26 protein-coding genes and 1 tRNA gene are annotated in these 25,236 nt (G+C 55.3%); 9 read left to right on the forward strand and 18 right to left on the reverse strand.

Going from position 1 to position 25,236, the window contains the following annotated elements; translation table 11 throughout:
- Window positions 1–294 precede the first annotated feature (294 nt).
- Window positions 295–1,101 carry an HAD family hydrolase gene (locus tag CFELI_RS12705; protein ID WP_277104332.1) on the forward strand — a complete coding sequence of 269 codons (807 nt, stop codon included), beginning with the start codon at window positions 295–297 and terminating at the stop codon, window positions 1,099–1,101.
- A gap of 93 nt (window positions 1,102–1,194) precedes the next feature.
- On the opposite strand, the gene CFELI_RS12710 is transcribed toward CFELI_RS12705, so the two are convergent.
- From CFELI_RS12710 to CFELI_RS12730, 6 genes are all read right to left on the reverse strand, one after another.
- On the reverse strand, window positions 1,195–1,767 hold the full coding sequence (locus tag CFELI_RS12710; RefSeq protein ID WP_277104329.1) for a hypothetical protein: 573 nt from the start codon (window positions 1,765–1,767) through the stop codon (window positions 1,195–1,197).
- Between the two features lie 9 nt (window positions 1,768–1,776).
- Complete coding sequence (locus tag CFELI_RS12715; RefSeq protein ID WP_277104330.1) at window positions 1,777–2,514, reverse strand: hypothetical protein; 738 nt, start codon at window positions 2,512–2,514, stop codon at window positions 1,777–1,779.
- 382 nt (window positions 2,515–2,896) lie between these two features.
- A complete protein-coding gene (locus tag CFELI_RS12720) occupies window positions 2,897–3,607 on the reverse strand; it encodes an ATP-binding cassette domain-containing protein (RefSeq protein ID WP_277104333.1) in 711 nt (236 codons plus the stop codon).
- A 234-nt stretch (window positions 3,608–3,841) separates the two neighbouring features.
- Entirely contained in the window at window positions 3,842–4,315 is a 474-nt protein-coding gene (locus CFELI_RS13660) for a transposase (RefSeq protein ID WP_353959546.1), read from the reverse strand.
- On the reverse strand, window positions 4,245–5,354 hold the full coding sequence (locus tag CFELI_RS12725) for a transposase (RefSeq protein WP_290259054.1): 1,110 nt from the start codon (window positions 5,352–5,354) through the stop codon (window positions 4,245–4,247). Before CFELI_RS12725 ends, CFELI_RS13660 begins: the two co-directional genes overlap by 71 nt.
- Before the next feature lie 432 nt (window positions 5,355–5,786).
- The gene (locus tag CFELI_RS12730) at window positions 5,787–6,518 is read right to left on the reverse strand and encodes a hypothetical protein (RefSeq protein WP_290259055.1); all 732 of its coding nucleotides are present in this window, start codon (window positions 6,516–6,518) and stop codon (window positions 5,787–5,789) included.
- Window positions 6,519–6,599: 81 nt separating this feature from the next.
- Here CFELI_RS12730 and CFELI_RS12735 point away from each other — a divergent pair, with 81 nt between their 5' ends.
- Window positions 6,600–7,100, forward strand: coding sequence for a phage holin family protein (locus CFELI_RS12735; protein WP_277104204.1), 501 nt, complete (start codon window positions 6,600–6,602; stop codon window positions 7,098–7,100).
- Between the two features lie 277 nt (window positions 7,101–7,377).
- On the forward strand, window positions 7,378–8,304 hold the full coding sequence (locus CFELI_RS12740) for an alpha/beta hydrolase (RefSeq protein WP_277104205.1): 927 nt from the start codon (window positions 7,378–7,380) through the stop codon (window positions 8,302–8,304).
- Between the two features lie 158 nt (window positions 8,305–8,462).
- Here CFELI_RS12740 and CFELI_RS12745 read toward each other — a convergent pair whose 3' ends face one another.
- The 4 genes from CFELI_RS12745 to nth all read right to left on the reverse strand — a co-directional run bounded on the left by CFELI_RS12745 (window position 8,463) and on the right by nth (window position 11,851).
- Window positions 8,463–9,641 carry a MarP family serine protease gene (locus CFELI_RS12745; RefSeq protein ID WP_425551786.1) on the reverse strand — a complete coding sequence of 393 codons (1,179 nt, stop codon included), beginning with the start codon at window positions 9,639–9,641 and terminating at the stop codon, window positions 8,463–8,465.
- 98 nt (window positions 9,642–9,739) lie between these two features.
- On the reverse strand, window positions 9,740–10,441 hold the full coding sequence (locus tag CFELI_RS12750; protein ID WP_277104207.1) for an NUDIX hydrolase: 702 nt from the start codon (window positions 10,439–10,441) through the stop codon (window positions 9,740–9,742).
- Window positions 10,438–11,037 (reverse strand): TlpA family protein disulfide reductase, encoded by a 600-nt coding sequence (locus tag CFELI_RS12755; protein WP_277104208.1) that lies wholly within the window; start codon window positions 11,035–11,037, stop codon window positions 10,438–10,440. The genes CFELI_RS12750 and CFELI_RS12755 overlap by 4 nt, the downstream gene beginning before the upstream one ends.
- Window positions 11,038–11,077: 40 nt before the next feature.
- Window positions 11,078–11,851: an endonuclease III gene (nth, locus tag CFELI_RS12760; RefSeq protein WP_277104209.1), complete on the reverse strand. Its 774-nt coding sequence runs from the start codon at window positions 11,849–11,851 to the stop codon at window positions 11,078–11,080.
- Between the two features lie 43 nt (window positions 11,852–11,894).
- On the opposite strand from nth, the gene CFELI_RS12765 reads away from it, so the two are divergent.
- Window positions 11,895–12,068, forward strand: a complete 174-nt coding sequence (locus CFELI_RS12765; RefSeq protein ID WP_277104210.1) for a hypothetical protein — start codon at window positions 11,895–11,897, stop codon at window positions 12,066–12,068.
- Window positions 12,069–12,307: 239 nt separating this feature from the next.
- Complete coding sequence (gene glxR, locus CFELI_RS12770) at window positions 12,308–12,991, forward strand: CRP-like cAMP-activated global transcriptional regulator GlxR (protein WP_277104234.1); 684 nt, start codon at window positions 12,308–12,310, stop codon at window positions 12,989–12,991.
- Between the two features lie 199 nt (window positions 12,992–13,190).
- On the opposite strand, the gene CFELI_RS12775 is transcribed toward glxR, so the two are convergent.
- The 4 genes from CFELI_RS12775 to CFELI_RS12790 form a co-directional block, all read right to left on the reverse strand.
- Window positions 13,191–14,003 carry an MBL fold metallo-hydrolase gene (locus tag CFELI_RS12775; protein ID WP_277104211.1) on the reverse strand — a complete coding sequence of 271 codons (813 nt, stop codon included), beginning with the start codon at window positions 14,001–14,003 and terminating at the stop codon, window positions 13,191–13,193.
- Between the two features lie 82 nt (window positions 14,004–14,085).
- Window positions 14,086–14,544 carry a RidA family protein gene (locus CFELI_RS12780; RefSeq protein ID WP_277104212.1) on the reverse strand — a complete coding sequence of 153 codons (459 nt, stop codon included), beginning with the start codon at window positions 14,542–14,544 and terminating at the stop codon, window positions 14,086–14,088.
- The gene (sp36, locus tag CFELI_RS12785) at window positions 14,545–14,700 is read right to left on the reverse strand and encodes a Sp36 family protein (protein ID WP_277104213.1); all 156 of its coding nucleotides are present in this window, start codon (window positions 14,698–14,700) and stop codon (window positions 14,545–14,547) included. It abuts the gene before it with no gap.
- Between the two features lie 197 nt (window positions 14,701–14,897).
- Window positions 14,898–15,248, reverse strand: coding sequence for a WhiB family transcriptional regulator (locus CFELI_RS12790; protein WP_277104214.1), 351 nt, complete (start codon window positions 15,246–15,248; stop codon window positions 14,898–14,900).
- 328 nt (window positions 15,249–15,576) lie between these two features.
- Between CFELI_RS12790 and CFELI_RS12795 the strand changes: the two genes are divergently transcribed.
- Complete coding sequence (locus CFELI_RS12795) at window positions 15,577–17,955, forward strand: transglycosylase domain-containing protein (protein WP_277104215.1); 2,379 nt, start codon at window positions 15,577–15,579, stop codon at window positions 17,953–17,955.
- 174 nt (window positions 17,956–18,129) lie between these two features.
- Here the strand turns inward: CFELI_RS12795 and CFELI_RS12800 are convergent, their stop codons facing one another.
- Window positions 18,130–18,591 carry a GatB/YqeY domain-containing protein gene (locus CFELI_RS12800; protein WP_277104216.1) on the reverse strand — a complete coding sequence of 154 codons (462 nt, stop codon included), beginning with the start codon at window positions 18,589–18,591 and terminating at the stop codon, window positions 18,130–18,132.
- 96 nt (window positions 18,592–18,687) lie between these two features.
- Here CFELI_RS12800 and CFELI_RS12805 point away from each other — a divergent pair, with 96 nt between their 5' ends.
- From CFELI_RS12805 to CFELI_RS12815, 3 genes are all read left to right on the forward strand, one after another.
- A complete protein-coding gene (locus tag CFELI_RS12805) occupies window positions 18,688–19,584 on the forward strand; it encodes a metallophosphoesterase (protein WP_277104235.1) in 897 nt (298 codons plus the stop codon).
- Window positions 19,585–19,708: 124 nt separating this feature from the next.
- Window positions 19,709–19,785: transfer RNA gene (locus tag CFELI_RS12810), tRNA-Pro, on the forward strand.
- Window positions 19,786–19,964: 179 nt separating this feature from the next.
- The gene (locus CFELI_RS12815; protein WP_277104217.1) at window positions 19,965–20,660 is read left to right on the forward strand and encodes an HAD family hydrolase; all 696 of its coding nucleotides are present in this window, start codon (window positions 19,965–19,967) and stop codon (window positions 20,658–20,660) included.
- 50 nt (window positions 20,661–20,710) lie between these two features.
- Here the strand turns inward: CFELI_RS12815 and CFELI_RS12820 are convergent, their stop codons facing one another.
- The 3 genes from CFELI_RS12820 to CFELI_RS12830 all read right to left on the reverse strand — a co-directional run bounded on the left by CFELI_RS12820 (window position 20,711) and on the right by CFELI_RS12830 (window position 24,738).
- Window positions 20,711–22,573 carry a cupredoxin domain-containing protein gene (locus tag CFELI_RS12820; RefSeq protein WP_277104218.1) on the reverse strand — a complete coding sequence of 621 codons (1,863 nt, stop codon included), beginning with the start codon at window positions 22,571–22,573 and terminating at the stop codon, window positions 20,711–20,713.
- 120 nt (window positions 22,574–22,693) lie between these two features.
- Window positions 22,694–23,890, reverse strand: a complete 1,197-nt coding sequence (locus CFELI_RS12825; protein WP_277104219.1) for an MFS transporter — start codon at window positions 23,888–23,890, stop codon at window positions 22,694–22,696.
- Window positions 23,891–24,135: 245 nt separating this feature from the next.
- Window positions 24,136–24,738 (reverse strand): superoxide dismutase, encoded by a 603-nt coding sequence (locus CFELI_RS12830; RefSeq protein WP_277104220.1) that lies wholly within the window; start codon window positions 24,736–24,738, stop codon window positions 24,136–24,138.
- Window positions 24,739–25,236: the final 498 nt, after the last annotated feature.

Below are 25,236 nucleotides of genomic sequence, written 5' to 3' on the forward strand. Positions count from 1 at the left end.
GGCCGGGGCAGGCCACACTGTATATCGGGGCCTTGCAGTGCCTATTATGACACAAACAATTCGCATCAACCAATTTCACCCATGATGTCGCCGCGAAGTGCTAAGGGCGGGGCGGTATCAGCCGAAAACGATCCTGAACAACTAAGCTTGAACCCTGACATGTCTTCGAACTCTTCTCAGCAGCCCGCACCCCACCCGCAGCAGCAACCTCACAGCCCCTGCGGGGATTCTCAGCTGCCTACGCTGGGACATACCCAAGGGGTCGAACCTACGTGTGTTGGGCACGATGAGGAAATGGCGGCACCTACTAGCCACGGCAAGGTGGCAGCATTTTTCGATCTGGATAAAACAATTATCGCCACCTCATCGGCCTATGTTTTTGGCAAAGAGTTTTTAAATTCTGGGTTAATTTCGCCCGCTACTGCGGTGCAGTTATCGCTGGCGAAAGCCTCCTACATGTTTAGTGGGCATAGCAGTGAACAGATGGATAGTGTGCGCGATCAGCTCACACAGATGGTTGCTGGCTGGGATGTTGAGCAGATTACGCAGATCGCACGCGATACTCTCACACACACCGTGACGCCGACGATTTACCAAGAGGCACGGGAGCTTATCGACGCCCACCGCGCCGCCGGTCACGATGTTGTGATCATTTCCGCTTCCGCCTCCACCTTGGTTGAACCTATTGCAGAGGAGCTGGGTGTGGAGGAAGTGATCGCCACTGTATTGGGTGAAAAAGATGGAAAATTCACCGGTGAAATTGTCTTTTATTGCAAAGGGGAAGCTAAATCGCAGGCGCTAAAAAAGCTGGCGGAAGAAAAAGGCTATGATCTTTGCGCAAGTTTTGCCTATTCCGATTCGATCACAGATCTTCCTATGTTAGAAGCTGTAGCCAATCCTGTAGCAGTAAATCCGGATCGGGCATTGCGCAAGGTTGCTGTGGAAAATGGGTGGGAGATTCGCAGCTTTAAAAACCCCGTGCCCCTTTTCCCTTTGCCCAGTGGCAAAGAACTCACCGTGGGCACTGGCGTGTTGGCTGGTTTAGCTGCCGTGACCATGGGTATTTTCTGGTGGATGAAACGCCCCACCGATTCAAGCTAACCCAGTCCAACTATGCTCAATTGCGTGAGTTAAAAGCCGAGCCGCGCGTTCATTATCCTCAGACTAAGAATGTATTCTCGCGCCCCCACGCAGTTACGAACGGTAGCGCCATGCATACACAGCGAAGCTGGTAACCAACGCCACCACGCTGAGCGCAGCAGCCACTGGTGTGGGAGGCTGGTCAATAGCAAAAAGAACATGTCGGAACACTGTATGCTCGAGGCTCGACCACACAAGGGTTTGGGCTAGGAATTGAACCATGAGCACTAATGCGAGCGTATCCGTGCGTAAAAACACCCCGAGTGCCACACACAACGAGAATGTAAGAGTAGCCACGTACGCAAAACGACTCCCACCATCGGCAACAGGCACCATCAGCCACGGAATCAACCCTACAATGCCCAGCACCACTGCATGCGACCACAGCCACTGGCGCGATGACATTAACTCGAGGCGTGAGAGTTCGTTGCGGAAAAGTAACACACCATTAAGAGAAAACAGCAGGCCAGCTATTCCACTGAGGGTGACAGCCTGTGGGCTAAGAATCCAGGGTACGCGAACGCTCTGATTGCCAGCACCAAAGACCACTGCACAAACCACGCAGGTGAGCAACACAGCAGACCACATTTTGTGCCCGCAACAATAGAGTGCGAAACGTGAGCGCATGCCACCGCCTTACATTCCGCACAACGCATGGCTCAGGCGTTGTTCTACCTGAGCACTATCGATTGGCACTTGAGTATCCCACGGGAGATGACTGCGCACCACCCCCAACTCAGAGGCAGGTACACCACAGAGTTCAACCCCGCTGCGGGCTAGTTCCACTGAGCCAACATAGTCCACGAAATCACCCACTACACCTTCGACTGTGTGTTGTGCACTAAATTCCAGTGCGTCTACGCCAGTACTACCCCAGACCACCGGCTTGTTGGCATAGTGCGCCCATTCAGCAGGTGCGATACGGGCAAAAATTTCACGGGCTTGCGCATTCAATTCACGATTTTTCTCTGGAATTTCAGGCCACGCACACACCTGATCAGTACACACCAGTGCAGCGCGGTCACGATCAACCACACTGGTGCTACGTGAGGCATTCATCATCACACCCCCTGTGAGAAGAAGTCCACCAACGACAATCGTTGCTAATCCACTGTGGGGTGTTTTCACACTCAGCACTATCCCCGTAGCTAGGGAGGTTGCTGCCACTACTACGACTGCCGCAACAGCAATTGCCCGTGGATCAAGAGTGGCATCAGGGCTACAGCAGTCTAAGAAATCACCCAGAAGCACTCGTATAACCCCAGGTTCAGTGGCGGAAGGCACCACTGCATACCAGGCATAGGCCAGCACAGCCGCTAGGGTGACTGATATAACCGGCCTGAGTATAAACCCCAATGCACTTCCCAGTGCCACCCAACTTATCCCCACGACCCATGTGTAGGCGAACATCAAATAAAAAGTGGATGAAAAGAATGCAGATGTTCCGTGCCCGAGGAATCCAACGGCCACCACGTACCCTAGGGGAGGAAAAACTGTGAAAAGAAGAATCCTGTCCGTGATGATTTTGCGCACCGCCCCCTTGCCTAAGGTGGCACAGGATTGAAAGCGGGAAGCCTCCCATGCCACGGCTGCAGTTGTTGCGGGCACCACAATATACAAAGACAAAGCGGCATGCCCCAGAATCGATGGGGTGTAACTGGCAAGTGAAAAGGAGGAAAGCGGGAGTAGGCATAGGACGATGGCACCGACGCATATCCATAATGATGGACGTCGAGCCCAGTGTGCTAATCCAAATTTACACATCAGCTTCCTCCCCGCCTCGCGTCCGAAAAGCGCGGGCAAGCACGTGCGCTGGGGAGTTGCCCGTATCAAAAGCTAACTGGTGGAAAGCTGCGCGATCACCATCGAAATGAATTTGGCCTGCATGGAGGACAACTACTCGACTAAAAGGTGGTTGCAATTCTGCACTATCGTGGGTGGCGACTATCAATGACCGTCCTTGGTTCACAATGCGTGAGTACAAGGAAGTGATCGTTTGTTTACTGATGGGGTCTAGCGATGCGCTTGGTTCATCCAGGACAAGTGTATCCGCGCCGGAATTCAGCGCAGTAGCAATCGCTAACCGCGCACGTTGACCGCCACTGAGTTTTTCACAGCGTTGCTGTGCTTGGGGTTGAAGATCAACAAAGTTCAACCACGAGATGGCATCTCGTTGTGCTTGTTTCCAGCTTTGTCCACGTAACCAGGCAACATACGCGCAGTATTCTGCACAGTTAAACCCCACAATGGGGCGGAAATGCTGTTCCACAATCGCGATCTTCCCACGCGTGCGCACGCTCCCATTGTAGGGTTTGAGATGTCCACCAAGGACTGAAAATAGCGTTGTTTTCCCTGCCCCATTAACACCTAAAAGCAGAGTAGGTCGCTGGTCAAACTCTAAAAATGGGATATCGAGTGTGGTTGTGTGCGAACGGGTGACTTTCAGTTGTTCAATAGTAATGCTCATCAATAAACGACCTTCATCTACTTGACCGTACACTAGCCCAGATTTTTCATGGGGTGGGTTTGGTGGTGGTGGGTTGGGGTGGTGTGTTTGTGGGGTTGGTTGGGGCACCTTCGCCTTTGGTTGTGGTTTTCAATGGCAAGGTGTACGTCCGTGTTTTTGTGGTGGGGTTTTGTGGTGGGGTGCCTGCGGTTGGCTGCCGGTGGTGGGGTCTGCTGCGTGTTGTGGTTGAGGGGGTTAGGTTTTTCGTTTTTTAAGGGGGCGTAGGAGGTTTTGGGTGTATTCCATAAGTGTCACCAGTGTGGGGGTGTGTGTGCTTTGTTGATCGAGGTGGAGGTATATGCGCCTGCTGCTTGTCGTGATTTTTGCAGAGATTGCAATAAACCTTGCTCGAATGGTTTTTGGTGCCCATGTCCACCACGGGTTGTCGGATTGATTTCGTTTCTTGTTGTTGCCGCTGTTGTGGTTGTTGTAGTGATGGTCGAGTAGTTTTGTCCAGGTGAGAAGTTGGTGGGCTAAGGTTATGATGAGACACCAGATTTGGTTAGCTTTGAACTGGCAAAACGGTAGTTTTGCAAGGCCTTGATCTTTGGCGTCTTTGATGTGTTGTTCGCATAGTGATCTTTGGCGATAGTACTGGTCAATGCGTTGAATATTGCAGTTGAGGTTTGTTGCGCATAATTGGGTGCGTATGCCGAGTTGATTGAAAATGCTGTGTTGGCACCCTGCGTGGGGGGGATTCTATCCGTGCGATCACGCGCATCGTGGTGGGGTAATCAGTAAGAAGGTTCACCAGTGGTTTGTCATCTTCTAGGTGTGCGGTTTGTAGTAGTCCGGTGATGTCTTCAAGGAAGTGTTGGTCATCAAAGCTGATATCCCCATTGCCACGCACAATTGGCACACGGGTGTTACGTAATGATCGATAATCTGTGTGACTAGTTGCTTCGTTACCGGATCTGATGTGCTCATTGAGGAGGATACTTGCTGTAGGTGAGGGTGAAAAGCCAACAACATAACCGAGGTCATGGTCGTCTAAGGAGCTAAGGAATTGTTTTGTCCCACCAGCACTGTCAGCACGGATAACAAGTCGTTTGCCCCAAGGTTTGCCATCGCTGTGATCGGGGAGAGCGGTCAGGATTTCTTTGACAAGCTGGCAATGATCATTAGCGGTGTTTGCTCCCGCGTTACCTGGGCGAAGCAGACAGGTTAAAAATTCCCCACCAGTTAACCCTACGCTGGTGTAGTCGATAAAAGCACATAATGGGTGGAAACCAAACCCCTTCTTATAGGTAGGTGCGGCTTTTTCCTTGCCAGAATGCGCACAGATCAGTGTCGCATCAATATCTACTATCAGGGGTTTGTCTACTGTAGCGAGCTTATGTGGGGCTTGATCGCCCAGCAGGTTCCATAGTGTGCTACGGGCGTATTTGATCGCGTGAAGGAATTCTTCACGTATTTTATCGCTGGTGTCTTTATGCTCTGTCAGTCGCCGCCACAGGGTTGATACCGACGGCAATGGCTGAGACGATAATGCTGTCGAAACAGAATCTAACAAGTTGATGTCTTTAACATCGTCACCACCAGCAATTAACGATAACGCTAACCCAGTACACGCATCACCAAAAGTATGTGTTAACCGTTGCCGTGAGAAAACACGATCAAGGCTGGCACCAATCCCGACTAATTGAGCTACATGAGCAAAGGGTAACACCCCCGCGCGGGAAACAAGACGGGTGCAGCTGGCCATCATAGGGGTGTATGTAGTAGTCTTCACCATGAAAGTGCTCCTTTTCTGCTTGGAATAAAGGCTTAACAACATCTCTATTCTAGCAGGTCAAGAAGCACTTTCTTTACTTTTTACACACCTTTTAAGCCCCACCCCATGAAAAATCCGGGCTAGTTTTCATTATAAAAACCAACCGTAGCAGTAAGCTTTGTAGCTGTTAGATGCCTACAGTTTCTAGGATCTCAACATCCTTCTGTCAGAACATAGCTCGGCACATCCACAGCTTGTGGCTAGGGGTCACAGGTAAGGGAAATATTGATTCGCCATAGAGCACGTGCTATATGCAAAACCGCAGGTCAATTTTGCAGCTGCGCGCTGACTTGGATCATTGCGGTGCGTCCCGATACTTTCTCCTGCTGTGAACACACCCCCTTGTGCCTAGATCTTTCGATCAGCCTAACTAACAGCAGCGGCAATCCCTTCAGCCTCATCGGCGCCGGCGCTCATCGCATCCAAATAGAACTCGCACCACTTGGTCATCCCCTCAGCTGAATCTGAGTTGGCCAACAACTGGGCATAAGTCTTCTTATGGCGGTTGAAAAACACCTCCGGCACGCACAAACCCAGCGGATCGAAACCCACCGCCACTGCGGCCACCCGCGATGCAACCACCGCCACCGCCACTCTGCGCGGACCAAACACCGCACCGCGCACGATCGTTGCGTGCACAACGGCGGGCAGCAACTCCTGCTGTGCGCGTGGATTCGTGATCACAGCAGCCAGCGTCGACAAGCACGCAGCAGCCGACGCATCCACCGGACGCCCCACACCACCCAGTAACACATCCACCCGCGCAAGCAACTGCAACGGGGCGCGCACAAACAACCCCGCGCTCGCCTCACGCTGCGCAGGAGCCAACACACTCAACCCGCTGACACAACACTCAAGACTCAACGGGGCAGGCGACAACGCAGGCACAATCTTCGCAGCGCGCAGCACCGACTCCGCCGAAGTGATATCGCTCTTACGCAAACTCACCGGGCGACGATGCACAGCCCGCACCTTCTTCACCGCAACATCACGACACTGAGCAACAGAGGGCTGGGACAAAATAAAGGCAAAAGGATCCATACTCCCTGCGAGAATACCCACTAAAAACAACAAATCAGCAACAATACCCCCAACCAATTCACCTTTAGACCCAATTCGTGGCACGATTGGCAGTATCTGATTAACGTCACTGATGATTATTTTAAGGAAACCCCACCCGTGAGCAACGACAACGGCTTGTTTACCAACCGCGCCGAAACCTTTGAATCCAAGGTCAACTCCATCCCCCTCTCCGACGTTGACACCGGAACCCAAGGAAGCATCGGGGACCTTGTCGGCAACGCCACCGAACAAATCTCCACCCTCGTGCGGGCAGAAATCGAACTCGCAAAAACCGAAATGCGCAGCGAAGTGAAAAAGGGCGTCATCGGTGGCGGCCTCTTTGGCGTAGCAGGCGCAATCGCCCTGTACTCCTCCTTCTTCTTTTTCTTCTTCCTCGCGGAAGTTCTCGCGGTCTTCCTCGACCGCTGGGCAGCATTCCTCATCGTCTTCCTCGCCATGCTTGTCGTCGCCGGTTTGCTCGCACTCTTCGGCTACAAAAAGGTCAAGAAGATTAGCGCACCGAAGAAAACCATCGCTTCAGTCAACGAACTTAAAGCACTCGTGCCTGGCAAAGCCACCGAAGCCTTGGAGAAGAAAAACCGCGGCATGTACAGCTAACCGCTGCACAGTACATCCACCCCCTCATTGCCCTCCCCCGCGTCACTCCTCGCCGCCACCGTTTACCCCCCTTCATACCCACCACGCGCACAGTGAGAAAATAAACCACTGTACCCTAGGTGCTACACGGGCGCAAACTCCCCCACGGCGCAACGCAGGGTGAGGGTTTTGTTTCCCCCCTTCCCCGATGGGCTCCCACACAGGCGCAGTTCACTAGAAACCAGTGCTAGGCGGGAAAACCCATACGACGTTGTTCAAAGGAATGTCAAGATTAATCGTGCGTGAACTAAGTCCCACTGCAGTAGCACTCGAAGGCGACTTCGACCATCTCGATCTGCATACCCGCGGGATCAGACTCCACGCCGTGGTCGCCGGAAAACCAACCGACCCATTGATCATTTTCCTCCACGATTCCTTCACCTGCTGGGTCGACTTCGCGCATATCCTCCCTGGCGTTGCTGCCCAAGGGTTTTACGCAGTCGCCCTCGACATGCGCGGCTACGGCATGTCCGATAAACCACCCACCGGGCACGACCTTCGACACTTGACTGGAGATCTGTCAGGGGCGATCCGCACCCTCGGGCACGACAAAGCCCACATTGTGGGCATGGGCACTGGGGCCACGATTGCGTGGACATTAGCCACCAGCCACCCCAACCACGTGAAATCCATCACCACCTGCGGGGCCATTCACCCTACTGATATGCGCAAACTTGTAATGCGCCAGCCATGGCTTTTTAGCAATCTTGTGGCTACCTCCGCGCTTTTTATGCTGCCGAGTTCAGTGGTTGCGAAAGCATGGCGGCACAAGAAACCTCTCATTCGGCGGGATTTGCGCAATAACACCAGTTTGGATTTCCAGTGCTCAGAGCAGTTCGCTCAGAATCTGCGGTGGCGGGAAACAACCGCATCAATTGCAAGCTCCACAGTTGCTATTATTCGCACTTCGCGAGTATTCCTCGCAGTAGCCCCGCCAAAGTGGGCGGCTGCGACAGTGGATGTGCCTGTGCACATGTTGATTGACAATTCCCATCAGTCGGCAGCGCTTGTGCCCGCAGCTCGCAGCCGTGCCACGTTGGGAATCCGCACACAGGTTATTTCAGGTACACGACTGCGCCCGCATTTGGAAAACCCGAAGGACTTCATAAGCGCTATTACCGCTTTTGCCCACGCAATTGACTCGAAAGCAGACCACGCTTCCTAAACACGGTGAGTGGTTTTCGCAGCAGCGATTGCACTTTTCATCGCGGTGTTTACGTCTCTTTTACGTTGGGCATCTATTGACTGCGGGCGGGATACGCACCCATGATTGAGTGTGTTTCCCGCCCGCAATTGTTTTTTTCGTTTTCACAAGCCTTCGTCTTAGCCCCGGATGACGCACTCCTGCGTGTCCACTGGGGTGTTTAGCGCATTGAGGTCGCCGACCTTGCGTTGCACTTCTTGTGCGGTTAAGGCGTAGCCGATATCGGATTCGTCGGCGCTGGCACCGAACACAACACCAATGACTTCGCCATCGAGGTTAAGCATTGGCCCGCCGGAATTTCCTTGGCGGATGGAGCCGCGGGCGGTATATGCTTCGCGTTCGACGCGCCCGTGGGCATAAATATCAGGGCCTGCGATGGTGAGTTGGTCGCTCACGCGGGCAGGGGAGGCTTCAAACGGCCCTGATTCGGGGAAGCCCATCACAATGGCGTCTTCACCGCTAGTGGCCATGCGTTGTGCCCAGCGTAGTGGCGGGATGTTGAGTTCATCCGAGCGCAGCACCGCGATATCAAGCTGCGGGTCGTAGAATACGACGCTGGCACTGAATGTGCCGAGCACGGTATCGAGTTGTACCGTCTCGGTGCCAGCCACCACGTGTGCGTTGGTAATCACGTGGCGGTTGTCCACGACGAAGCCAGAGCCCATGAGTCGGCGTGCGCAGGCTTGGGATTCGCCCAGAACATGGATGACAGAGGGGCGGAGGCGTTCGACTAATGCGACGTCTTCTACTTCGATGGCCGGTGCCGCCACGGCCACAGATTCGCGTCCACTAAATGGTGAAATCAGTGGTGGCAGCCCTGTTTCCGAAAGCATGGCGGAGATTTTTGTCGGCAGGGTAGATAGTGTTGGCGGTGCTACTGAGTCCACGTAGCCCAAGATGTGGGAGTTGCGGATAGTGTTTGCCACAGGTCCTGGTAGTCCGGCGACGAGTGGAATGGCAACCAGCCACATGACCACCAGGGTGGCAAAGGATTGGAAAACGCAACCCACAACGGAGTCGAGGAGAAGGGAGGAGCGCCAGCGCATGCGGTCGCGTAGCGCTGAGCCGAGCATGCCGCCGATGAGGTTTCCAAGCCCCACCAGCAGCACCATAACACCGAGCGCGAGCAAGAATCGAAGGGCAACTTGGTCGGTGAAGCTCATAAGGGCGGGCGCGAGCGCTGCGCCGCAGATAAGCCCGGCGATGACTCCGATGGTTGAGAGTACTGATGCGAAAGCTCCTTGGCGCCACCCAGTGTAGATTGCGACAATCAGTCCGAGTGCGACAATAATGTCCACCCAAAGACCTGGTGAGTGTTCCAAAACGTGTTATCCCTTACTGGTGTTTTCGGCGCTAATGCTGGTTGCGTGGCACTATCGCTGGTGTTCAGTGTTGTTCAGTGTTGTTCATTGTTGCGTGAAAGCGCAATCATCTCAGATAAATCGTAGTGTGTTCGGCGGTCCCACGGAATTTCCCATCCCGCGTGCTGGAGTACGGCGTGGAGCACTCCGGCGGTAAATCCCCATACGAGGTAGTCGTGTACTTTGAAGGCGGGTCCGCGCCATTGCCCACGGTGCACGAGTAGTCGGTTGGTGGGGTTGGCGAGTTCGTTCAGGGGGAAGTAGAACACGTCGTCGACTTCTGCGGGGCTGGCGATGTGCACTTCTTGGGGTTCTTCGCTGTAGGCGAGGATGGGGGTGACGGGGTATCCGGTGACTCTGATGTGCACTTGTCCGAGTTGGGCTATGGGGGTGATGGTGTTGCGTTGCAGGCCGGTTTCTTCCCATGCTTCCCGAAGTGCGGCGTCGAGGTGGTGGCGGTCGGTGGCGTCGACGCGTCCGCCGGGGAATGCGACTTGTCCGGAGTGTTTGCGCATGCGCGGTGAGCGGTGGGTGAGCAAGACTGCGGCGTCGTCAGGCAGTGTGCTGGTTGTGGGGTTGCCGCACAGGTGCATGAGTACTGCTGATTGTTTAGTTGGGTCGGGGCCGATGCCGGGCGGGAGGGCTTTGTCGAGGGTGCGGTGGAGGCTGCCGTCGTCGATGGAGTGAAGTAGGGGTGTCATCCAGCGCGGTGCGGCGTGGGCTGCGAAGTGGGTCATGGGTTTTCTTTCAACACCTGGGTGATGGTGGCGTCGAGTTCGTCGACGGTGTGGAACACCTGCGGGAGTACTTTGATTACCGTGTCACCGCGCAAAACGACGGTGACGGGCACAACGTTCGGCAGTCCCAACGTGGCTGCGAAGTGGTTTTTCGTATCGCTATACGACGCCAATGTCACGCCCAGTTCGTCCAGCATGTTTGCCCCGGCGTGGGCTTGGGGGTCGGCGTGTACCCCGACGACGGTCCATTCTGGGTGTGCTGCTGCAAGCTTTTCGACGACCGGGAGCTCGTCGCGGCATGGTCCGCACCACCATGCCCAGAGGTTGACCACGGTGATGTTGGTTGGGGTTGTGGTGGTGTTTGTGGCTGGGCCTTGGCCGAGGCAGGGTAGTTCTACGCCACCGATGCGGGGCGTGGGGCAGGCGGGTAGGTGCGCGACGGGAGTGAAGTGGGATTCGGGGTGTGGCGTGGCTGTGCTGGTGGTGGCACTAGTGGCGTCGGTGGTGCCACTGGTAGTGGTGCGGATAAGAACCCATAGGAGTATTCCGAGGATGAGCGCGAAGACGAACAGGGAGCTCACGAGTGTTTTCTTCATTGTTACACCTCACCTTTCGTTTCTGCTGGTGCTGGTTTTGTCATTGTTTTGGGCTATTCGCAGGTTGTGTGGGTTCGGGTGGGTTGAGTTGTTCCCACAAGCTGATGAGGTGCTGGCGTTCATCGTCTTGTGCTTTGATCATGTCCATTGCTTTGGCGGGGTTGGTTTCTCCTTCCCCATAACTGGGGCATAGGGGTGCGAGGTAGCAGATGCCGCAGGCGGGTTTGCGGCTGTGGCAGATGCGGCGGCCGTGGAAGATAATGCGGTGGCCGAATAGTGTCCATTCTTTTTTCGGCAGCATGGCGGCGATTTCGTGTTCGACTTTCACGGGGTCGGTGCTGTCGGTTAGTCCGAATCGGCGGGCTAATCGTCCGAAGTGGGTGTCTATGGTGATGCTGGGGTATCCGAAGGCGTTGCCGCGCACGACGTGTGCGGTTTTGCGCCCCACCCCTGGTAGGCGCACGAGGTCTTCGATGGCTTGAGGTACTTCTCCCCCGTAATCGGAGATGAGTAGCTGTCCGAGCCCAATGAGGTTGCTGGCTTTGGCGCGGAAAAAGCCAGTGGGTCGGATCATTTCTTGGAGATGCTCGATATCCGCATTCGCGTAGGCGAGGGCGTTTGGGTAGGCCTCGAAAAGCGCGGGGGTGACCTGATTGACGCGCACATCTGTGCATTGTGCGGACAAAACGGTGGCGACGAGAAGCTCAAGTGGCGTGGTGAAGTCGAGCTCGCAGTGTGCTTCTGGGTAGCCGCGTGTGAGTTCGCGTGCGAGCTTTCGTGCGCGACGCACGCGTGCCAGCTGCGTGTTTTTCATAACCAACACCCTATAATCAGTAACAGCAGTTAAGGTAAATGGTATGACGATTTTGCTCGTATTAGTGGTTCCGGTTGTTTTTGCCCTGTTCCCCATGTGGATGGATAAGTTAGAAAATGCTGTGCTTACCCCTCGCGAAGCCTTAGAATCCGCTCATTCGGGGGCGGTTGAGACTACTACCTCTTCGCCCGATCATGTGGGAAATGACGAGAATTAGCCCTACCCACCCCCTTTAAACACCCCCAAATATTACCCCTTGTGATAATTCTGGTTTCCGAGGTGCTTAAGTGACGTATTGCATAGTAAGGTAGTCTGTGACAATAGTTACTAAGCATCCTGATGCTGCCAGTCTTCCTACTGCATACCTTGACTTCGATCAATGTGTGGGAATCAATCCTGTTTCACCGTGAGAAGTACTGGCTAGACTCACCCAAGAGTATGAGGAGTACTTTTACCGTGGAAGGCGTGCAAGACATTCTATCCCGAGCTGGTATTTTCCAGGGCGTGGATCCTATCGCCGTTGCTAACCTCATTGAGGATTTGGAATCTGTCCGATTCCCTCGCGGCGCAACAATTTTTGAAGAAGGCGAGCCAGGGGATCGCCTCTACATCATCACTTCCGGCAAGGTGAAGCTTGCCCGCCACGCCCCAGATGGTCGCGAAAACCTTCTGACCGTGATGGGTCCTTCCGATATGTTCGGCGAGTTGTCCATCTTCGATCCAGGCCCTCGTACCTCTTCGGCTGTGTGCGTGACTGAAGTTCATGCCGCCACCATGAACTCTGAGATGCTGCGCCAGTGGATTTCCGATCACCCAGAGATTTCTGAGCAGCTGCTGCGCGTGTTGGCTCGTCGCCTGCGTCGCACCAACTCCGCTTTGGCTGATCTTATCTTCACCGACGTTCCTGGCCGTGTGGCCAAGACCCTGCTGCAGCTGGCCAACCGCTTCGGCACCCAGGAGGGTGGCGCTCTTCGCGTCAACCATGACCTGACTCAGGAAGAGATCGCCCAGCTTGTGGGCGCATCCCGCGAGACTGTGAATAAGGCTCTGGCTACGTTTGCCCATCGTGGTTGGATCCGTTTGGAAGGCAAGTCCGTACTCATCGTTGATACTGAGCACTTGGCTAAGCGCGCCCGCTAAACACGTTCACCACTTTTAACCCCCGTGCCAACAACGAGGGGGTACATCATCGCCCACTGATGTACCCACCCTCACGGCACGGGGGTTTGGTTGTGCATAAACAGTACTGCCCTCCACACGCATGTGATACATGCATGTGGAGGGCAGATGTGTACACAAAAAGTTCAGTGCCTCGCATGGAGGGTGGAACAGGTGGGGTTTATTTCGCCTGATCCAAGTAACGCAACGCTACGCGAGTGGATTGCTCAGCAGCCCCGCGCAGTACTGGGTCAACATCATCATAAATCTCATCAATGATGGCCTTCAGTGGTGCGTCGGCGCCCAGCTTGTCCAAGGCAGCTTTCAGCTGATCGAGGCGCTGCTCGCGGCGCTCGGTGTACCAGCGGGCAAAACTCGCCGCATCCTCAGCATCGGGGCCATGTCCAGGCAGGAGACGAATCCCTTTCCCGCGGGCTTCCAGCAACGCAAGGGTGTTGAGGTAATCACCCAAGTTTCCGTCGGTTTCGGAAATCATGGTGGTGTGGCGTCCAGCGATCGTATCGCCGGTGGCAACTCCCTCAAGCTCTGATTCATGGGGGACACCAGACCAGATGAAGAAACACACAGAATCAGCCGTGTGGCCTGGGGTGTGCACAACTTCCACCTGGGGGGTCACGCCTTCGATGCTGATGATCTCACCATCGGTTAAGGCTTCAGCACCGTAACAGTACGGCTTATCGAAAGCACGCACACTAGCGCCAGTGAGCTGGCGGAAACGATGTGCCCCATCCGCATGGTCATGGTGGCGGTGGGTGAGAAGAATTAAACCTACTTCACTGGCCTTGTTATTGAGCACATTCAAGTGCCCCTCATCAGCAGGGCCTGGATCGATAACAATACTCCGAGGATCCCCAGGGGCGCGGATAACCCACGAATTGGTTCCTTCGAGGGCGGCATAGCCTGGGTTGGGACACAAGACAACGGATGCAGACGGGGTAACCGGTCGCAGCTGACTGTAAGCGGGATGCTCCATGGTTTTAAAGCTTAGCCGATTCCTATCCGCGAACACGAGGGAATCGCGAAGTCAAAATCGCCCCCACCCCAGGCGGGGACTATTAGTCGGCGATCTCGACGATAATCTCCACCTCAACAGGGGAGTTCAGCGGCAATTCAGCAACCCCCACTGCGGAGCGTGCATGCTGGCCAGCCTCGGCAAAAATCTCACCCATCAGGTGGGAAGCGCCGTTGACCACTGCAGGCTGCTGCGAAAAACCTTCCGCGGAAGCCACAAAGCCCACAATCTTCAGCACGCGGGTGACCTTATCAATACCCACCAGCGCATCCACGGCAGCGAGAGCATTCAAAGCGCATTGGCGGGCATAACCTTCCGCCTGCTCCACGGAAATCTCAGCGCCCACCTTGCCGGTTGCGGGCAGTTGCCCATCAATGAAGGGAAGTTGGCCGGAGGTCCATACCTGATTGCCAACACGGACAGCGGGAACATATGCGGCCACAGGCTGCGCAACAGTGGGCAAGGTAATGCCCAGCTGTGCGAGGCGAGCTGAATGCGACATTTATTCGACCTCGCGCTTCATGTAGGCCACCACGTTTTCTGGGTTCATGCCTGGCATGACCTGCACGAGTTCCCAGCCATCTTCGCCCCAGGTGTCAAGGATTTGTTTGGTTGCGTGCACAAGCAGAGGCACGGTTGCATATTCCCATTTCTTCATGGTTCACACTGTAGACGAAAAGAAGGGGAAGAATAGGAACTTCTTCCCCCATTCACCCCACACCGCCACAGATCCTGGCACATCACCCCACACCGCCACAGAGCATAAGCGTATCGACGCCGCCACAGTGCGTACCCGGCATCGATATGGCGGGCATGAAGTGGGCGTCGACACGCACTCGTGCGCCAAGGCAGGAGCTAGATCCCGACCAGCTCGCCACCATTTGCCAAATATTCAGCCCAAGACTGGATGTGTGGATTCTTCCGCAGTAGGGCGCGGCGCTGGCGTTCCGTTAAACCACCCCACACGCCAAACTCCACCCTATTGTCCAAAGCATCCGCCCGGCAATGCATCAGCACTGGGCACTGGCGACAAATCACAGCCGCTCGACGCTGCGCGGCACCCCGCACAAACAAAGCATCTGGGTCACCGTTACGACAGTTAGCCTGGGTAACCCAATCGCCGCGCTCCAAAGAGCTTGTGAAATCAGATAAGTCGGTGGCATTCACAAAAGGATTACGTGTTTTATCAGCAAGTGATGAAGTCATCTTTAGAGATACCTCCCGACGTCCAATTTTTCTACTTCTTCTTAGGAAAGCCAAGCACTATCACTACTCCCCTTTCCCCCACAGGGTGGGGAGGTAGCGCTGCCACGCCAACAAGACATCAACGATCACGCACGATCGCAGACACCGATAGTAAAAACACGGTCAATCGCAACAATGACCGTACTTCACATATGCTATCGCAAGCGATTTGCAGCAGACTTGTCTGATGTAAGTCTATTCACAGCACCAAACATAAGTCGAATGGATCACACATTGAGGGGTGATCTGCCATTCCCCCTTTATAGGAAACCTCGCTAGTGTAGAGAGCGTGTCTGTATGGAAATCTCTCTCCCGAATCGTCGGCGCGACCGTCGCAGCGGGAGCCGCCTGTGCCATTGCGCTGTCCCCTATCGCTGCACTCGGGGGCATTGCAGTCGCGCGTACCAACGAAACAATGCAGTCTAACCTGCAAGATCTCACCTCTGGGATGACCCCTGGGGTGACAACCATCACCGACAAAGATGGGGTTCCGTTCGCGTGGCTGTATTCCCAGCGAAGGTACGACGTCCCTTCCGAATACATTGCTCAGTCAATGAAAGATGCCATCATTGCGATCGAAGACCGCCGTTTTTATGAGCACAACGGGGTTGATATCCAAGGTAATTTCCGCGCTATGGTGCGCAATCTCCTCGTCGGCGGCGTTGAGCAGGGTGCCTCCACGATTAATCAGCAGTATGTGAAAAACTATTTGCTTCTGGTGAAGTCGAGTAATAAAGATGAGCAGGCTGCTGCGGTGGAAACCTCTATTCCTCGTAAGTTGCGCGAAATGCGTATGGCCTCGGGTATTGATGATGCTTTAACGAAGGATGAAATCCTGACTCGCTACCTCAATCTCGTTCCTTTCGGTAACGGGGCTTATGGCATTGAGGCGGCATCGCAAACCTATTTTGGTATTCCCGCTTCGCAGCTATCCATCCCACAGTCGGCCATGCTGGCGGGCATGGTGCAATCGTCAAGTTTTCTTAATCCCTATACCAATGTTGAGGGCGTGACGCAGCGTCGTAATACAGTGTTGGATTCCTTAGCGGCGGCAGGTTCGATCTCCCCTGAGGAGGCTGCGGCATTCCAGCAGGAGCCGTTGGGGGTTTTGGAAAGCCCCGGCGGTTTGCCCAATGGGTGTATTACCACTGGTAATCGAGGTTTTTTCTGCGATTATGTGCTTAATTATCTCGATTCTAAGGGCATTTCGCTCGATGATTTGCACAAGAGTTCCTTCACTATCCGCACAACCTTGGATCCGAAGGTGCAGGATTCCGCCCATGCGGCAGTGTCTTCCCAGGTCAGCTCCCAAACCCCTGGGGTGTCCGAGGTGTTTAATATTGTGGAACCGGGGAAGGATTCCCGCCGTATTTTGGCTATGACTTCCTCGCGCGATTACGGCTTGGATTTGGACGCGGGCCAAACTGTGTTGAATCAGCCTGCCACGTTGGTGGGTAATGGTGCCGGTTCGGTGTTTAAGATTTTCACTGCTGCTGCGGCATTGGAGCAGGGCTATGGTTTGGATACTCAGCTGGATGTTCCGCGTCGTTTAGAGGTTTCCGGTATGGGTGATGGTGGTGCGCGTGGCTGCCCACCGGGGAAGTATTGTGTGGAGAACGCTGGTTCTTATGCCCCGCGTATGTCTTTGCGGGAAGCGTTGGCGCATTCGCCCAACACCACCTTTGTGAGCTTGATTGAGAAGGTCACGGTTCCGCAGGTGGTGGATTTGTCGGTGCGTTTGGGTTTGCGTTCCTATACTGATAAGGGCAGTTTTGATGGGACGAACTCCATTGCGGATTATGTGAAATCCCATAATTTGGGTTCCTACACTTTAGGCCCGATGGCGGTTAATCCTTTGGAGTTGTCCAATGTTGCTGCTTCCCTTGCCTCTGATGGCATGTGGTGTGAACCTTCCCCGATTGAGCAGGTACTTGATAGGGATGGCCGCGAGGTATTTATTGAAAAGCCTGCTTGTGAGCAGGCTGTTGCCCCGGAAATTGCCCATGCTCTTGCTGGGGGTATGAGTGCTGATACCGTGAAGGGTACAGCGAAGGATGCTGCGGCAGCGGTGGGCTGGAACTCGCCAATGGCGGCGAAGACCGGCACGACGGAATCGCACCAGTCGGCGGCGTTTTTGGGTTTCAATGATCGTTTTGCTGCCGCAACCTACATTTACAATGATGGCACCACTATTTCCCCGCTGTGTACTGCCCCTGTGCGTCAGTGTCCTGATGGCAGTTTGTTTGGTGGTTTTGAGCCTGCGCGTACGTGGTTTAGTGCGGCAAGTAATTTGAATGCGGGTGCAGGTGCACTGCCAGCTTATGATCCGCGGTTTAATCAGGGCCGTTCGGTGACGTTTGGCAATGAGTTTATTGGCCGCAAGTTTGAGGATGTGAAGAAGGATCTGGAGAAGCAGAACTTCAATGTGTTGCAGCAGATGGTTGCCGGTAATGGTGCGCCTCGTGGGACTGTGATGCGGGTGGTTGTTGAGGCTCCGATTCGTAAAGGCGCTACGGTTGTGGTGCATGTTTCCGATGGCACGGCTCCCCCACCGGTGTTTGAGGAAGAGTTGTTTGAGGGTCGTGATTCGCAGATTGCTGATGAGATTGATCGGGTGACTGATGAGCTGTTGAGTTTGCTCGGTGGCACGCAACCGTCTTCTCCTTAAACACAGCTCTGGTTGGTTTTCTTAGCAGCTGCGCAAAAAATCCCTACCTTTCCGCGACTTTTCTTCCGCTACCGCTTGCACGAAGGTGCAGGTGGTGTGGTGGGAAAGTGGAGGACATAGGTAGGGATTTTGTGGTGACACGCATGGGGTGTGCGTGTGGGTGGTGGCTGGGTTTTAGCTCAGCGCTGCGCGTACTGCGCTGGAGAGGCGTTTGCCGTCGACTGCGCCTGCTGCTTTTTCGGTGGCTTGGGCCATGATTTGCCCCATCTGTTTCATGGTGGCTTCGCCGTGTTCGGCGCGGACGTTGTCAATTACTACGGCAACGAGTGCTGTGACTTCCTCGTCGCTGAGCTGCTTGGGCTGGTATTCGGCCAGCACTGCGGCTTCGGCGAGTTCGTTGTCGGCGAGTTCTTGGCGGTTGTTCGCGGCGTAGACTTCTGCGGATTCTTTGCGCTTTTTGATTTCGCGGGCGATGACTTTCAGCACTTCTTGGTCGTTGAGTTCGTGCTTGGTGCCTGCGGTTTCTTCGGTTTGGATGGCTGCTAGGAGCATGCGGAGTGCGCCGGTGCGCTGTTTGTCGCGTGCTTTCATTGCGGTGGTCATGTCTTGTCGGATTTGTGCCTTCAACTCACTCATAATTTTCTATCTTACGCACAGGTGGTTTGGTGCTGGTGGGGGTTGGGGTGTTTTGGGTTTGTGTGGTGTGTAGTGTGGGTAGGCGTGAGCAAGTGTATGAAGCGTTTTGGGTTGTTTGTTGGCGCAAGTTGTGTTGCGGGTGTTGTAGGGGCTGTGTGGGGTTGGCGTGAGACTCGTCGTTTTGAGTTGAAGGAGGTGACTGTTCCTCTTCTTGAACCTGGGGTGTTGCGGGGTCGGGAGTGTTTTAAGATTTTGCATATTTCGGATGTGCATATGGTTCCAGGCCAGGTGGCGAAGCAGGAGTGGGTGCGTTCGCTTGCGTCGGTGGATCCGGATTTGGTGGTTAATACTGGCGATAATTTGTCGGATCTCAAGGGGGTTCCGGGTGTGTTGCGGGCGTTGGAGCCGTTGTTGCGTCGCCCGGGGTTGTTTGTGTTTGGGTCGAATGATTATTTTGCCCCGCGTATGGTGAATCCGTTTGTGTATGTGTTGGGGAAGAAGCGCAAGGTGTCTGATGTGGCGTTGCCGTGGTCGGATATGCGTGCGGCGTTTATGGAGCATGGGTGGTTGGATGCCACGCATGCGCGGCATGAGTTTAAGGTGGGCAGTGTGCGGGTTGCTGCTGCTGGGGTGGATGATCCGCATCATGATTTGGATGATTATTCGTTGATTGCGGGTGCGCCGAATCCGGATGCTGATCTGTCTTTGGCGTTGGTGCATGCGCCTGAGCCTCGGGTGTTGGAGCTTTTCGACGCCGACAACTACCAGCTGTCATTGTCCGGGCATACCCATGGCGGGCAGTTTTGTCTGCCGGGTTCGTACGCGTTGGTGACTAATTGCGGTATTGATCGTGCTCGTGTGCAGGGTTTGCACCGGTTTGGGAACATGTTTATGCATGTGTCTAATGGTTTGGGTGGGTCGAAGTTTGTGCCTTTCCGCTTTTTCTGCCGTCCGTCGGCGACTGTGATTCGAGTGGTGGAGAAATCCGCGTGATTCTCGGCGCTTGTGTGTAGTAGTTGTGCGGTGTTCTTTTGGGTGTGAGATTTCTTACCCCAGTTTTTGTGGGGCTTTGCTTTACTGTTGCGGGTTTGAAGGACTAACCTGTGATTGCAGCTTTCGGGATATGGCGCAGCTTGGTAGCGCGCTTCGTTCGGGACGAAGAGGTCGCAAGTTCAAATCTTGTTATCCCGACCATGTGCCTGTTTGGGGCAGGTGATCCTTCATGTGAGGGGTCGCTTGCTCCAAGCAGGCTTTTATTGTTGTATGCCCAGCTTTGAGTGCGCGCGTGTATGAGTAGGGTAGGTGTGCGCGTGTGTGGGTGGGGGTGGGTGAAATGAAAGTGGTGGGGTGTGTGGGTCAGATAGGGTGTTTCTATGTATTCTTGTGATTCTTCCTTGGCGGATTATTCAGTTATTTTGTTTGATCTGGACGATACCCTTATTGATCACACGCAGGCGATGGTGACTGCTTCGTATCAGTTCGCGCACGAGTTGGGCATTGAACCTGATGTTGAGCGTTGGAAACAGTTGGAGGCGAAGTGGTTTCGTGAGTTTGAGTTGGGGACTGTTTCTTATGATGGTCAGCGGGTTGCTCGTATCCGCGAGTTTCTTCACCAGCCTGATGTAGATCCGGCGCACGCTCTTGATATGTATCAGCGGTATTTGGATTTGTATCAGGAATCGATTGTGGCTTTCCCGGATGCGCCGGGGGTGTTGGAGCGGGCTGTGGCGTCGGGGGCACGGGTGGGGATTTTTACTAATGGGACAGGTGCTTTGCAGCAGGCGAAGATGAGTCGGGCACGGTTATGGGATGATCGTTTTCTCATGTTGGCGGCGGCGGAATTGGGGGTGGCTAAGCCGCAGGAGCGTTGCTATGACATTGTGCTGGGTGTGCTTCAGTGCCCGGCTGATCAGGTGTTGGTTGTGGGTGATAGTGTGCCCAACGATGTGCTGGGTCCGCTTCAGGCTGGCATGAATGCTGTGCATATTCACCGTGGTCCTGAGTCGAGTGATCTACCTTTTGAGGTGCCGGGTTATCGGCGGGTGAGCACATTGGATATGGTGCGCTAGTGCGCACACACCCCTCCTTTGTGATGGGGCGTAGTGGTTTTTAAGAGGGTTCAGCGCCTGTTGATGGGTTGTTGTGTGGGGTTGATGCCGTTGTCGACGGGCACGGTGTCGGGGTGTGCGACCTGTGACTGTGGGCTGGTTGGCGCGTCGCTGGCTGCGGGAGGTGCTGTGGGGTTCACAGTAAGGGTCATGCCTTGAGCTTTGTGGCCGGCGATGGTGCACCAGCCTTCGGTGGTGTCGGTAATGGCACCGACGTAAAGAGTGCTAGTTTCCCCCGCTTCGATGCGTCCTGACCTGGCACCGTTGGTAAATTTCAGGTCGTGGGCTTGGGTGTCGGTGTTGTGCAGGTGGAGGATAAGTTCGTTACCTTTGGGTACTGCTAGTTCTGATGGTTGGAATTCCATATCCCCCATGGTGACTGCGATTTCGGTGCGCGCGGCAGTATGTGCGGTGCCGTTTGTCGCCGGTGCTGGTGGGCCGCTGGTGATAGGGGCTTGAAGGCCGCCGAAGCTGGCGATGATGAAGGCAAGAACGGCGAGTGCTGCGGTGATCTGGCCCCAGCGGGGTGTGGCAGGCAGGGTGAGTGGTAGACGTGTGCCCCGAACTACGCCATGCTGGGCGCGCACGGCTAGTGGGCTCAGGATGAGGAAGATGGCTAGTGATCCGAAGACGAGCAGCGAGGAGACGACCCGCAGCCACGAATTGTCGGTGACAAGCCAGATGATGAGGCCGATGTTGATCAGGGTGCTGCGAAACAGCCCGGCGCGGTTGAAAACTGTCTGCCCGGTGCGCACGGCTTTGGGTCCGCCGCCGAGGGTGGTGGGGAGCAGGTAGCTCATGACACCGATGAGTAGTTGGGCGGCAAATCCGACGAGCACGCTGGTGGTTGGTAGGGTGATTGTGGCGATGGTGTCGGCGGTGAGGGTGCTGTGGATCAAGGTGATGAGTGCGCCGATCAGCCACAGCGGTGCGCACAGGGTGCTTGAGGCGGCGAAGGTGATGCGGTCGCGGGGGTCTTTCACAATGATGTTGATGCAGCGGGACCAGCCGAGGGCGGCGTCGAAAAGCCCGGCGAGGTAGAGCAGGAGTCCGGCGACTGCAACAATCCTGTGCCCGAGCAGGAAGCCGGTTGCGGCGATCACCACACCGAGGGCGAGGATGCTGATGCCGCCGTTTGTGGGGGCGGGTGCGCGGGTGCGCCAGATCGCGGGGAAGAGCACCGTGAGGGTTCCAAGCGCGGCGAGTCCGATGAATCCGAGAATGCTTAAGTTTAGGTGCGCTAGTCGCAGCTGGCTGTGGAGGGGGTCGCCCATATCGTGCGCCGCGATCGCGCCCACGCCCACCCCGAGGGTCAAGAAGAGTGTGGAGTAGATGTGTGCGAGTACGGCGCTTGCGTAGCGTTGCTCGTGATGCTGTGCGCGGTAGTGGCTGCTGAGGCTGTATGTGTGCGCGATGAGGACGAGTCCGATGCCGCCTGATCCGGCGGCGGTGATGGCCCACCCGGGCGCCCAGCTGGGTGTGAGTATCTGCCCTATAAGGGTGGCACTGATGGCGATGTTGAAGGCGATGATGCGGCGCTTATGCCAGCGGCGCGTGGTGTCGGCGTGGCGGTGGTGGAGGAATTTTTCGGTGAAATAGTGCGTCCATACAAGCACTGCGTTTGTGAGCACGCCGAGGGTGAACATGTGGATGAGCAGCCAGCGATGCCCGGGGATTGCCCAGTGCACGAGTGAGACGAGCACGAGTGCGATCATCCAGGCTGTGATGGGCAGCAGGGCGCGCCGGTTCCAGTGGTGGCGTGGTACACGCTGAGTGCGTGTCGACGCCGCCGCGGGTGTTGTTGTCGAGGGTGCGGCAGGTGGTGTGTTCGTGTTGTCGTCTTCGGTGGCGTTCGCAGAATCAGTGGTAGTCATGATGTGAAAACATGATGTGAAGAAGTGTGTGTAACCGTGGTGCGCATCAAAAACTCGCTGGTGTCTACTTTAATCCAGCCATGTTCGCTCATGAATTGAAGGTGTGTGCTGCCAGGTGTGTTAGCGCGTGGGTTTGGGCCACAGTATGAGGGTTGCGATGCAGCAGCCGACAAGAAGGGTGGTCCATCCCATGAGCCAGGCTGTGAATCCGTACCAGGAGAAGGCGTCGAAAATGAAGCTTGAGATCCAGCCGAGAATGGAGGAGCCCATGTAGTAGTTGAATACGTACATACTGGCGGCTTCGGCGCGGTGGGTTAAGGCTAACAGTCCAACCGCGGCGGAGGCTGTGGAGTGCACGAGGAAGAATGCGGCGGTGAAGATGACCAGCCCAATGGTCAGGCTGATGATAGACCCCATGGTGAGCGCGAGGCCGATGACCATGAGTATGCTGCCTGCTGTTGCGGTGATCCCGTGGCCGAAGCGGCTATTTGCGCGCCCAGCGAGTGTGCTGGAGAGGGTGCCGAAGAGGTAGAGCAGGAAGAGGAGGCCGACGTGGGCGTCGTCAAGCCCGAAGTGGTGGATGAGGCGAAAGCCGACGAAGTTGTAGAGGGAAACGAACACTCCCATGCACAGGAATGCTGAGGCGAACATGAGCAGCAGGGGCAGGGTGCGTAGGTGGGTGAGCATGGCGCGGAACTCGCCGGTGAAGGTGACGCGGTGCGGAGTGAAGTTGCGTTGGGCGGGCAGAAGAACAGCCATGAGTACGGCTGCGAGCAGGGCGAAGGTGGCGCTGAGCACGAGCGCGGTTTGCCAGCTCACCCAGGTCAGCGCCACGCTGGGGATGAGGCGTCCGCTAATGCCGCCGACTGATGTGCCCGCAATATACAGCCCCATTGCTTTGGTGAGGTCTTTGGGGGTGATCTCTTCGCTGAGCCAGGTCATTGCTACTGCGGGCACCCCGGCGATGAACACGCCTTGCAGTGCGCGCAGCACAATCAGCATGCTTATCGACGTCGCCACCGGCACCATCAGCCCCACCACCGTGGCAAGGATCGCTGATCCGACCAACATGCGACCCCGGCCGATCTTTTCGCTGAGCACGCTCGCGGGCACCACAGCCAGCGACAATGCGCCTGTGGCTGCCGATAGTGTCAGGGCGGCGAGTGAGGGGCTGACTGAAAATTCCTGCACCAGTCGAGGCATCAGCGCTTGGGTGGTGTACAGCGAGTTGAACGTGGCCAGACCTGCACATAGGAGGGCAGCAACCGCCATCCGGTACTGGTGGGTACCTGCTGTCAGCCCTTTCGGCTGGTTCATTGCCGCCTGCTCTCTGCACACCATGGTGTGTGCATTGCTTGTTGTTTACACCCCTTCCAACTTAGCAATAATGACCTGCAACTTTACATGGTGCTTCAAGAAATACCTGTGGTGATAAGCCCTTCAAACAGCACAATTCCCCTGCGTAACGTTGCTCTACACAGGGGAATTATGTCCACCGCTAGCAAAGTCAGTGCGCTTATACCCTGAAAGCGTGGCGCACCGAATGAGGTGGTGTGTGTGAATTAGTTGGTTGCAGCGTTAAAACGAGCGGCAACTTCATCCCAGTTGAAGACGTTCCAGACAGCCTCAACATAGTCTGCCTTGACGTTCTTGTACTGGAGGTAGAAAGCGTGCTCCCACATATCGAGCAGCAACAGCGGAGCCAAATCAATGGACAGGTTGCCCTGCTGGTCGGTCATCTGCTCAATCACGAGGCACTCACCAACCTTGTCGTAAGCCAGCACAGCCCAGCCGGAGCCCTGAAGGCCCAAAGCTGCAGCGTTGAAGTGCGCCTTGAACAGGTCGAAGGAACCGAAATCGCGGTCGATAGCAGCTGCCAGCTCACCTGCTGGGACACCGCCACCATTCGGGGAAAGGTTCTTCCAGAACAAAGAGTGGTTGGTGTGGCCACCAAGGTTGAATGCCAGATCCTTCGACAGTGCGGTCACTGCAACACCGATGTAGCCGTTCGCACGAGCATCAGCCAGCTTCTCAAGGGCAGCGTTTGCGCCATTGACGTAGTTCTGGTGGTGCTTGGTGTGGTGCAGTTCCATGATCTCAGCCGAGATGTGTGGCTCGAGTGCGTCGTAAGCATACTCAAGCGCAGGAAGTTCATACTTAGCCATGCAGGTGTCCTTTCGTTGTTAATAACTCCCGCGCACACAACCGCAAACATTCTGGAAATGTCCAGCTTCCTTCACGCACACTACTGTGCGTCCAACACCTGTATGCCAAAGCCCTAGGGTGGAAAACTTTCACACACATGTCACAAAAACACAGGAAGCGGCAGTCACACACTCCCAGATGCGACGGATGGCGCGCTATAGCCATGATAAGCCAGAATGCGATTTACGCAACGATTGGCCACCACCAAGCCTCACCAATGACAAACCACACTAAAAAATCAAACCCCCTAGGACCACCACAAACACGGTGGGGCAACCACAGCCAGCCCGCACAGAAGAAAACCACACGTGCCTGACCCCTACAACCAAGGGCGAAGTAGCACTGGGAATAAAGTCGTCGGTGCTCATCGTTGAAACACAGCACACGAATAGTAAGCGCACTGTCATTAAGCACACTGCCATAAACCGCACTGTCATACAGTGTGTGCCCCTGAGTAT

It is taken from the genome of Corynebacterium felinum, assembly GCF_030408755.1.
Classification (GTDB): domain Bacteria; phylum Actinomycetota; class Actinomycetes; order Mycobacteriales; family Mycobacteriaceae; genus Corynebacterium; species Corynebacterium felinum.

Coding starts and splice junctions, on each gene's coding strand:
- CFELI_RS12755 (WP_277104208.1), bottom strand. CDS start 11,037: ATGAAGAAAACACTCGTGAGCTCCCTGTTCGTCTTCGCGCTCATCCTC.
- CFELI_RS12775 (WP_277104211.1), bottom strand. CDS start 14,003: ATGGAGCATCCCGCTTACAGTCAGCTGCGACCGGTTACCCCGTCTGCA.
- CFELI_RS12705 (WP_277104332.1), top strand. CDS start 295: ATGGCGGCACCTACTAGCCACGGCAAGGTGGCAGCATTTTTCGATCTG.
- CFELI_RS12720 (WP_277104333.1), bottom strand. CDS start 3,607: ATGAGCATTACTATTGAACAACTGAAAGTCACCCGTTCGCACACAACC.
- CFELI_RS12825 (WP_277104219.1), bottom strand. CDS start 23,890: ATGAACCAGCCGAAAGGGCTGACAGCAGGTACCCACCAGTACCGGATG.
- CFELI_RS12815 (WP_277104217.1), top strand. CDS start 19,965: ATGTATTCTTGTGATTCTTCCTTGGCGGATTATTCAGTTATTTTGTTT.
- CFELI_RS12750 (WP_277104207.1), bottom strand. CDS start 10,441: ATGACCCACTTCGCAGCCCACGCCGCACCGCGCTGGATGACACCCCTA.
- nth (WP_277104209.1), bottom strand. CDS start 11,851: ATGAAAAACACGCAGCTGGCACGCGTGCGTCGCGCACGAAAGCTCGCA.
- CFELI_RS12800 (WP_277104216.1), bottom strand. CDS start 18,591: ATGAGTGAGTTGAAGGCACAAATCCGACAAGACATGACCACCGCAATG.
- CFELI_RS12780 (WP_277104212.1), bottom strand. CDS start 14,544: ATGTCGCATTCAGCTCGCCTCGCACAGCTGGGCATTACCTTGCCCACT.
- CFELI_RS12805 (WP_277104235.1), top strand. CDS start 18,688: ATGAAGCGTTTTGGGTTGTTTGTTGGCGCAAGTTGTGTTGCGGGTGTT.
- CFELI_RS12765 (WP_277104210.1), top strand. CDS start 11,895: ATGACGATTTTGCTCGTATTAGTGGTTCCGGTTGTTTTTGCCCTGTTC.
- sp36 (WP_277104213.1), bottom strand. CDS start 14,700: ATGAAGAAATGGGAATATGCAACCGTGCCTCTGCTTGTGCACGCAACC.
- CFELI_RS12725 (WP_290259054.1), bottom strand. CDS start 5,354: ATGATGGCCAGCTGCACCCGTCTTGTTTCCCGCGCGGGGGTGTTACCC.
- CFELI_RS12830 (WP_277104220.1), bottom strand. CDS start 24,738: ATGGCTAAGTATGAACTTCCTGCGCTTGAGTATGCTTACGACGCACTC.
- CFELI_RS12790 (WP_277104214.1), bottom strand. CDS start 15,248: ATGACTTCATCACTTGCTGATAAAACACGTAATCCTTTTGTGAATGCC.
- CFELI_RS12820 (WP_277104218.1), bottom strand. CDS start 22,573: ATGACTACCACTGATTCTGCGAACGCCACCGAAGACGACAACACGAAC.
- CFELI_RS12710 (WP_277104329.1), bottom strand. CDS start 1,767: ATGCGCTCACGTTTCGCACTCTATTGTTGCGGGCACAAAATGTGGTCT.